8 protein-coding genes and 1 tRNA gene are annotated in these 9,191 nt (G+C 64.1%); 1 reads left to right on the top strand and 8 read right to left on the bottom strand.

Features of this window, described 5'->3' with window-relative positions:
- Window positions 1-103: 103 nt before the first annotated feature.
- The 4 genes from F8O07_RS04820 to gabT all read right to left on the bottom strand — a co-directional run bounded on the left by F8O07_RS04820 (window position 104) and on the right by gabT (window position 5,109).
- A complete protein-coding gene (locus F8O07_RS04820; RefSeq protein WP_158030984.1) occupies window positions 104-472 on the bottom strand; it encodes an FKBP-type peptidyl-prolyl cis-trans isomerase in 369 nt (122 codons plus the stop codon).
- A 10-nt stretch (window positions 473-482) separates the two neighbouring features.
- Window positions 483-1,985 (bottom strand): amino acid permease, encoded by a 1,503-nt coding sequence (locus F8O07_RS04815; RefSeq protein WP_158030983.1) that lies wholly within the window; start codon window positions 1,983-1,985, stop codon window positions 483-485.
- Between the two features lie 314 nt (window positions 1,986-2,299).
- Entirely contained in the window at window positions 2,300-3,760 is a 1,461-nt protein-coding gene (locus tag F8O07_RS04810) for an NAD-dependent succinate-semialdehyde dehydrogenase (protein WP_158030982.1), read from the bottom strand.
- A gap of 2 nt (window positions 3,761-3,762) precedes the next feature.
- Complete coding sequence (gene gabT, locus F8O07_RS04805) at window positions 3,763-5,109, bottom strand: 4-aminobutyrate--2-oxoglutarate transaminase (protein WP_158030981.1); 1,347 nt, start codon at window positions 5,107-5,109, stop codon at window positions 3,763-3,765.
- Window positions 5,110-5,301: 192 nt separating this feature from the next.
- On the opposite strand from gabT, the gene F8O07_RS04800 reads away from it, so the two are divergent.
- Window positions 5,302-6,855 (top strand): PucR family transcriptional regulator, encoded by a 1,554-nt coding sequence (locus tag F8O07_RS04800; RefSeq protein ID WP_192496640.1) that lies wholly within the window; start codon window positions 5,302-5,304, stop codon window positions 6,853-6,855.
- On the opposite strand, the gene rarD is transcribed toward F8O07_RS04800, so the two are convergent.
- From rarD to F8O07_RS04780, 4 genes are all read right to left on the bottom strand, one after another.
- Window positions 6,797-7,705 carry an EamA family transporter RarD gene (gene rarD, locus F8O07_RS04795; protein ID WP_158030979.1) on the bottom strand — a complete coding sequence of 303 codons (909 nt, stop codon included), beginning with the start codon at window positions 7,703-7,705 and terminating at the stop codon, window positions 6,797-6,799. The genes F8O07_RS04800 and rarD overlap by 59 nt on opposite strands.
- A gap of 130 nt (window positions 7,706-7,835) precedes the next feature.
- A tRNA-Glu gene (locus F8O07_RS04790) sits at window positions 7,836-7,911 on the bottom strand.
- Window positions 7,912-8,003: 92 nt separating this feature from the next.
- A complete protein-coding gene (locus F8O07_RS04785) occupies window positions 8,004-8,282 on the bottom strand; it encodes a metal-sensitive transcriptional regulator (RefSeq protein ID WP_158030978.1) in 279 nt (92 codons plus the stop codon).
- A 24-nt stretch (window positions 8,283-8,306) separates the two neighbouring features.
- Complete coding sequence (locus tag F8O07_RS04780) at window positions 8,307-9,179, bottom strand: glycosyltransferase (RefSeq protein ID WP_225733184.1); 873 nt, start codon at window positions 9,177-9,179, stop codon at window positions 8,307-8,309.
- Window positions 9,180-9,191 lie beyond the last annotated feature (12 nt).

Raw genomic sequence — 9,191 nt, 5'->3', positions numbered from 1 at the left:
CCCCGGTTCGGCCCGCCGCGCTGGGCGGCTGCGCGGCCCCGCCTGTTTTCCACCGCGGGGCGCCGCCTCTCGACGACGGGCGTTGCCGTCTGGGTTCATCGACTCACTTCACGTCGAGCAGATCGATCACGAAGATCAGGGTCTGCCCGCTCAGCGGGTGGCCGCTGCCGGCAGGCCCATAGGCGAGATGCGGCGGAACGATCAGCTTGCGCCGACCGCCGACTTTCATGCCCGGGATGCCGACCTGCCAGCCTTTGATCAGGTTGCGCAGCGGGAAGGTGATCGATTCGCCGCGCCCCCACGACGAGTCGAACTCCTCACCCGATTCGAAGCCGACGCCGAGGTAGTGCACCTCGACGGTCGAGGCCGCGGTGGCCTCTGCACCGCTGCCGACGACGATGTCTTCGATCTCGAGGCTCTCAGGAGCCGGCCCGGTCGGAAAGTCGATCTCTGGTTTGCTGAGTTCTGTCATGGCAGCAACCTTACTTCGACTCGGCGTCAGTGCTCTGCGCACTCGCCGGGGAGCCGTCGGACAGCAGCCCCAGACGCTTCTGGCGGCGCTGCACGATCAGACCGGCCACGACGCTCACTGCGGCGACGACCAGGCTCACGTAGAGCTCGATGCGCGTCTGCAGACTCTTGTTGAACGTCATGTAGGCGAGCAGGGCGACCAGGGCGACGATCACAATCCAGGTGATGTACGGGAAGCCCCACATCTTGATGGTGCCGTTGGCCTTGCCCGGGACGACACCCTGCTTCGCGAGCATGCGGCGGCTGCGCAGCTGAGAAACGGCGATGACGAGCCAGACGAAGATGGCGGTCGCACCAGTCGAGTTCACCAGGAACGCGAAGACGTAGTCGGGCACCGTGTAGTTCAGGACCACCGAGATCAGGCCAACGATAGCCGAAGCGAAAATGGCCACGTACGGGGTGTTGTGCCTGTTGACCTTGCGGAATGCCCGCGGCGCCTCACCACGACCGGCCAGCGAGTAGGCCATGCGTGATGCGGTGTACAGCGATGCGTTCAGCGTAGACAGCAGGGCCGTCAGCACGACGAAGTCCATGACCACGTCGACGCCTGGAATGCCGACGTACTCCAGTGCGCTCACGAAGGGAGACTTACCCGAAACGACCTGGTCGTGTGGCAGCAGCAGCACGATGATGGTGATCGATCCGATGTAGAACAGCAGGATTCGCCAGATGACCGAGTTCACCGCTTTGCGCACAGCGTGTGCAGGGTGCTCCGACTCGCCTGCGGCCACGGTGGCCACTTCGGCGCCGAACATCGAGAAGATGACCGGCAGCAGCGCGACGAAGATGCCGGAGATGCCGTTCGGCATGAATCCTCCCTGTGCGCCGTAGTCGACGCCCTGGTGCGCACTCGGGATGATCCCGGTCACCAAGCCGATGCCGAAGAGAATGAACAGCGTGATCGCGACGATCTTGATGCCGGCGAACCAGAACTCCATCTCACCGAAGCTCTTGACCGAGACCAGGTTGAGCCCGAGAAAGAGCACGGTGATCACAAGAGCGGGAATCCACTGATCCAGTCCGGGCAGGTACTTCGTGATGATCTTGGCTGCCGCCGTGGCCTCGATACCGACGACCACCACCCAGAACCACCAGTACAGCCAGCCGATCGACAGCCCCGCCCACGGCCCGATGAACTTCGTGGCGTAGGTCGAGAACGAGCCGGTGTCGGGACTCGCCGAGGCCATCTCTCCGAGCATCCGCATCACCAGGATGATCACGATGCCCGCGAGGGCATACGAGATGATGACGGCGGGGCCCGCCGAGATGATCGCGTTACTGGACGCCACCAGCAGGCCCGCTCCGATGATGCCGCCCAGGGCGATCATCGAGAGGTGGCGAGGTTTCAGCGTGCCCGCCAGTCGTGGTTCCGGCTCGGCACGGTCAAGCTCGCCGACTGTGAACACCGCCTCCGTTGGCGGAGTCGTCGGCTTCTCGTTCTTCTCAGAACTCATGATGTGGTTCCTCTATTCATTCCTCGCCGCGCCGCGGCGAAGAGATTGTTTCTGGACAGGTTCGGCGAGTGGCTGTGCACCGGCTCGAATCCCCTGTGTCCCCTCTGTGGAATCGTGCAAAAGTCTATGCAGCATCAACGTGAACGCTGGGTTACGCAAACTGGCCGAATCGTCCACTGATTGGCCGAAATGTACAGCCCTGTACAGGCGGCCTGATTCGTCCTGACACAGGAAAAAGGCTGCGGTGCCGCTGGAGTTCTCCTCCTGCGGCACCGCAGCCTCTCAACGCCGACCGGCGCTGTCAGACGAACGTCTCAGGCCCCGGGCCAGGCGACGCTGAAGTACTGCGTCTCCTGATACTCCTCAATGCCCTCGTGCCCGCCTTCACGCCCGACGCCGCTCTGTTTGAAGCCGCCGAACGGCACTGACGGATCAGAGACCAGCCCGCGATTCACGCCGACCATACCGGCATCGATACGGTTGGCGATGTCGACGGCATGTCGCAGCTCACCTGCGAACACGTACGAAGCCAGCCCGTAATCGGTGTCGTTCACCGATTCGATGAGGGCATCCTCGTCAGACCAGGTCGCGATCGAGGCAACTGGCCCGAAGACCTCTTCGGCGAACACCGGGGATGCCGGAGTCACGTCGGTCAGCACCGTCACCGGGGCGTAGTACCCCGTCTCAGGAACCTCGGACTGATACGCGACGGTCGCACCGTCACGCACCGCGGCGGCGACGAGCTCGGACACTTTGTCGACCGACTTGCGGTTGACCAGCGGGCCGATATCGGTGCCCTCGGCGAGTCCAGCCCCCACAGCGAGATCAGCCGCGCGCTCGATAAAACGACGAGTGAACCTCTCTGCGATGTCTGCGTGCACGAAGAATCGGTTCGCAGCGGTACAGGCCTGACCGCCGTTGCGGAACTTCGCAGTCAGCGCTCCCTCCACCGCCGCCTCGACGTCCGCATCCGCCGTCACCACGAAAGCGGCGTTGCCGCCCAGCTCCATAGCCGTGTTGAGCACACGGTCGGCAGCCTTGCGCAGCAGCACCTTGCCGACGGGAGTCGAACCGGTGAACGAGATCACCCGAACGTGCTGGTCGTCGAGCAGATGATCGACGATCTCAGCCGTGTGCGATGAGGGCAGCACATTGACGAGCCCGGCAGGCAGTCCCGACTCAGCGAGGATCTGCGCGATCGCCAAAGCGGTCAGGGGTGTCTCACCGGCCGGCTTGAGCACGGTCGCGCATCCGGCGGCGAGCGCCGGTCCGATCTTGCGTGTGGCCATCGCAGCGGGAAAGTTCCACGGTGTGACCAGCACCGCGACACCGGCGGGTCGGCGTGTGACCAGGTTGCGCACCCCACCTGCCGGCGCGGTGAGGTACTCCCCCTCGATGCGCACGGCCTCTTCGGCGAACCAGCGGAAGAACTCTGCCGCATAGGTCACCTCGCCGAGCGCGTCAGAGAGCGCTTTGCCGTTCTCAAGAGAGATCAGCTCGGCGAGCTGCTGACGGCGTTCGATCATGAGCTCGAACGCACGTCGCAGCACCTCGCCGCGCTGCCGCGGCGCCACCTTCGCCCAGGCGATCTGCGCCTCGTGCGCTGACGCCAGCGCACGATCGGCATCGGCCAGCCCGGCATCGGCCACCTCGACGAACGCATCCTCGGTGCTCGGGTCGATGACCGCGAAGGTCTCTCCCGATTTCGCATCGACGAACTCGTTGTCGATCCAGAGGCCGCTGACCGAGCGGGCGTAGTCGATGAGCTCGGTCATGCTCAGTTCTCCTTGAACGCCTGGACGATGACGTCGAGGCCGTCGTTGAGCACCTCGTCAGAGATGACCAACGGCGTCAGGAAGCGGATAACGTTGCCATAGGTGCCGGCGGTCAGCAGCACAACACCGTTCTTGTGCGCGTACTCGGCGATCTTATGCGTGAGCTCGGCGTCCGGCTCCTTGGTCTCTGGGTGCACCAGTTCGATGGCCTGCAGAGCGCCACGACCGCGCACCTCGCCGATACGGGGATCGCTCTGCTGCAGCTCGTGCATACGGTTCGTGATGACCTCGCCGATGTGCAGGGCACGGTCGGCCAGTTTCTCGTCGACGACCTTGTCGAAGACGGCGAGCGCTGCCGCACAGGCTGCCGGGTTACCGCCGTAGGTACCGCCGATGCCGCCGGCCTGTGGGTGATCCATCACATCGGCACGGCCGGTGACCGCCGAAAGCGGCAGGCCTCCGCCGATCGCCTTGGCGGTCGTGACGAGGTCGGGCTCGATGCCTTCGTACTCCGAGGCGAACAGTCGCCCCGTGCGTGCCAGACCGGTCTGGATCTCGTCAGAGATGAACAGCACGTCGTTCTCGTGCGCCCATTTGACCAGTGCTGCCATGAAGCCCTCGGCGGGAACGATGAAGCCGCCCTCACCCTGAATCGGCTCAAGCAGAATCGCGGCGACCGAGTCGGCACCGATCTGCTTCTCGATGGCGCTGATCGTGCGCTTCGCAGCCTCTTCGCCGGTCAGTCCGTCACGATACGGGTATGAACCGGGAACCCGATAGAGCTCGTTCGCGAACGGGCCGAAGTGGCTCTTGTACGGCGCGGCCTTTGCAGTCAGGCCCATGGTGAGGTTTGTGCGCCCGTGGAAGGCATGGTCGAAGGCGACGATGCCGTCCTTTCCGGTGAAGCTGCGCGCGATCTTGACTGCGTTCTCGACTGCTTCGGCACCCGAGTTGAACAGTGCGGTGCGCTTCTCGAAGCTGCCCGGGGTCAGCTCGTTCAGACGCTCTGAGACCTCGATGTACGACTCGTATGGAACCGTGGCGAACGACGTGTGCGTGAACTGTGCGACCTGGTGCTGCACGGCGTCGACGACTTCTGGAGCCGAGTTGCCGACACCGGTGACGGCGATGCCTGAGGCGAAGTCGATCAGGGTGTTGCCGTCGACATCGAGAATCACGCCTCCGCCCGCGGCGACGACGTAGGTCGGCAGCATGACGCCGACGCCGGCGCTCACTGCGGCGACCTTGCGCTCGTGCAGTGCACGCGACTTCGGGCCGGGAATCTCGGTGACAAGGTTGCGGTGCTGGGCGAGGGTGGGCCCGCCGACGGGGATGCTCTGTTCAGTCATGAGACGTACTCCATTCGTTTGCGACAGATACCGATGTCGATGGCGCGCCGCAGACGTGGCGAGCCCGACGTTGGGCAGTTCGAGCTGAAGGTGCCGGAATGCACTTTTCTGACATTGACATTACGGTCACAACGTCGCTATTTGGCATGTACATTGCGGATATTCAACTAGTTTTCAATGTACAATTTGTCCATGCCTGTCACCATACGTCGCCTGCTCGGTATCAGTGAGTTGGCATTGCGCCCCGTCGTCGGTGACGAGACGGGCGCCGAAACGGTCGAGCTGCTCGATGCTCCGCTCGAATGGGTGTACAGCTCCAACCTCGTGGACCCGATGCGTTTTCTTCCGGCAGGCCAGATGCTCCTGACCGACGGAGCACAGTTCGGCGTCGAGGGATTCGACTACGACCAGTACGTGGCTCGACTGCGCGACGGCGGTCTCGTAGGCATGGGTCTGGGCACCGGCCTCACGTGGGCGGAACCCCCCGAGGGGTTGGTCGACGCCTGCCGCAGGCGCGGCCTGCCGCTTGTCGAGGTGCCGTATCACGTGCCGTTCCTCGCGGTGATCCGCAAGGCCGACGACCTGCTCGACAACGAACACCAGCAGCACATTCAGTGGGGGCTCGACGCTCAGCGCGCCATCTCCCGAGCAGCAATGCGGTCGAACCGGTTGGGCGACCTGCTGCAAGAGCTCGCCAAGCAGCTGAACTGCGGCGTGGCCATCTTCGACAGCTCCGGGCAGCTGATGGGCTCGGCCAGACAGCGTCCGCTTCCCCATTCTCAGCTGCAGGAGCTCACAGACGCCATGGAGCGTCTGACTCGAAGCGGCACGCGTTCGGCCGCGCGCATCAGCGCCGATGGCGCCGAGTTCATCGTGCAGACCATCGGTGCGCCACCGAAACTCTCCGGCATGCTTGTGCTCAGCGGAGTGAGCCGACTCGACGGCGTACAGCTGGACGTCGTCGAGTCGGTTCTGGCGCTCACCGGCATCACCTTGGAGTTCAACCGAACGATCAATCGACAGCAGCATGTGCTGCGCGACGGCGTCATCGAGATCGCCGCGTCAGGAAGCATCGCCCTGGCCAATCGACTCGCAGAACGGCTCTGGAACGAGGCCCTTCCGGCGGGCGAGCGCACAGTGATCGCTCTGAACGACACCACGACCGCTTTGGTCGACGCACTCGATCGCATGCAGCGCGACTGCATGATCTTCTGGGGGCTGCGCGACGGCCGGGCCACCATCGTCTCACCGGCTGAGAACCTCGACGCGGTGCTGGACATCTGCCTGCGCGAACACGTCGGGGCCGGCATCTCACAGCTCAGCACGAATCTGCCGCTCAGCCGACTCATTCAGCAGGCGCGGCGCGTCGTCGCAGACGCTGATCCGGGAGCGGTCGTCCGTTATGACGATCTGTCCGATGCCGGCTGGCCCACGCTGCTGCGCGGATCGATGCTCGAGGTCGTGGCAGCACAGCTCCTGGCACCCCTCGATCAGCGCCATGCGTCAGAGGGCGCCGAACTGCGCCGCACGCTGCGCGTCTGGCTCGAAGAGAACGGCCAGGCCGAGGCCGCCGCAGCGCGTCTCGACGTGCACCGGCACACTGTGCGCAACAGAGTCGCTCGTGCAGCCTCTCTGCTCGATCTCGACCTCGACACCTTCGAGGCGCGCACAAAAGTCTGGCTGGCGCTCAGCGCAGCAGACGACCCGAACGACCTCTCCGCAGCAGCGGGAGAAGCCCAGAGATGAGCATGCACGCCAAGGCCGCCGCGATGACGGTGTAGACGAACAGATCAGCCGTCAGCAGCTGCTCCCCGAGCAGCAGCGCCGCGGCGAAGAGCAGCACCGGCTCGAGGTAGCTGAGCATGCCGAAGAGAGTGAGGTTCAGTCGGCCGCTGGCGAGAATGTACAGCATCATCGCCACGCCGCTGAGCACGCCGAGCATAACGAACGACCACCAGGCCGGGCCGGCCTGTCGCGCCAGCGTGCCTGCGACATCCCCCTGAGAGAGCAGCCAGAGTGCGAACGGAGCAGCCAGCAGCATCTCGAGCCAGAACACGCGCACATCGTCCATACCTGCTGCGCGGCGCACCGCGAAGTAGACGGGATACCCGAAGCCCACCAGCGCGGTCGGCCACGAGAACCCGCCGACGATGAGCACTTCGATGATCACGGCGACGGCCGCGAGCGCGACGGCCACCCACTGCCAGCGGTCGAGACGATCTTTGAAGAGGAAGCGGCCGGCGGCGACCACAACGAGCGGCATCAGAAAGTAGCCCAGCGAGACGTCGAGCGCGTGCCCGTGCATCGGCCCCCAAATGAACACCCAAATCTGTGCGGTCACCATAGCCGAGCAGCCCAGCAGCACCACAATGCGGCGGGGATCATGGAGGATGCGGCGGATCAGGCGCCCGATGGCGTCCCAGTCCCGGTGCACCGTGAAGAAGACTGCCATCAGCACGACGATGCAGACGATCCGCCACGCAGTGACCTCTTCCGAGGTGAACGCCGACAGCTCGCTGGTCAGCAGCGAGATCAGACCGAACATCACCGATGCCGAGACCGACGCGCTCACGCCTGACTTCGTCGTCTGCGCCATCGCAGCTCCATTTCTTCGTATCGGCCGGACACACAGACATTCGCCAGGCGAACATGTGCAGTCGGAAGGAGGGAAACGGCAATGCAAAAGGCCCGCATCAGCCGAGTGACTGAATACGAGCCTTGAGCTCTGGTGACCCCAGCGGGATTTGAACCCGCGTTACCGCCGTGAGAGGGCGATGTCCTAGGCCGCTAGACGATGGGGCCGTCTGTAAGCAACCAGATGATTATGCCACAGATTCGACCGTGCACACCAATTCCGGCGCATGTTTCGGGCGTGTCGTCTGCGCCCGCAGGGTTCAGTCGGCTCGACCTTTGATGCCGTAGAGACGAACCATCTCGTCGATGGCACGCTCGCGCTCGTCTCCCCCGGCCTGCAGCATATGCGGCACATGGGTGCGCAGATGGTTCTCGACGAGAAGCGAGTTCAACGAGGCGAGCGACCGCTGCACAGCAAGTGACTGTGTGACGATGTCGACGCAGTAGTCTTCGTCTTCGATCTGACGCTCGATGGCGCGCAGCTGCCCCTCGATGATGCGCACGCGATGCAGAGCGCGCTTCTTGATGTCGTCGATCATGCTGCCCAGACTACGCTGTCGCGCTCAACGACGGCTGAGCACAGGCACGCTCGGCAGACTGCTGCGCTCGATGTCTTCTGCGCCGAGATGTCTGATCTGTCGCAGCCCGTGCAGAGACGGATAGATCATGTAGAGCACGGCCTGTGGAATGCGCTCAAGGCCGCGGTTGAGGCTGTGCGCGCGGTAGGTGCGGCGAAAGCGCTGCACGTAGTCGCTGTAGTCGCGGAACTTAGAGTCCATTCGTCGCGCCGAGATCCCGCAGACCATGTTCGACTCGTAGCCCACGAACAGCCCGTTCTCGGCGAGATGAATCGACAGGTCGATGTCTTCATGCAGCAGATCGCCCTCATCGGGGCACACCTCGTCGCGAATCAGGTTCCAGACATCGGCCCGCACCGCCATGTTGCTGCCGAAGACGAACCGGTATTCTCGGTTCAGTCGCATCAGCAGCTTGCGAAACCGATCGTCGGCGCGCAGGCCGAAACGACGGAAGGGCATGTCGTAGTACATGACCGGGCCGGTGAGTGCGCTGATGTGCTGGTTGCGGAAGGCACGACGCACCTCGCGGCTCCATTCCGGAGCCAGCAGCGAGTCTGCGTCGATACGTCCGAGCACATCGCTGGTGGCGGCGTCGAACCCGGCGTCACGAGTCGGTATAAGCCCCTGTCGCTCGTTCTGAGCGATCAGACGGACGACCTGATTCGGGTGCTGTCGAGCCACGCGCCGCACCGTGTCTACGGTGCCGTCGGTGCTGCGGTTGTCGACGACGATGATCTCGTCGAGCGGCACGGTCTGTGCGATCGCCGCCCGCAGGCACGCCTCGATGCGCTCTTCCTCGTTGTACGCCGGGATGATCAGCGAGACGCTAGGGAGCAAGCCGGTAACCTCTGCGGTCACTGCGGTTCCTTT

This window comes from Pseudoclavibacter sp. CFCC 13796 (genome assembly GCF_008831185.1).
In the GTDB taxonomy this organism is placed as follows: Bacteria; Actinomycetota; Actinomycetes; order Actinomycetales; family Microbacteriaceae; genus Pseudoclavibacter_A.
This window is presented reverse-complemented; position numbering and strand designations above follow the sequence as displayed.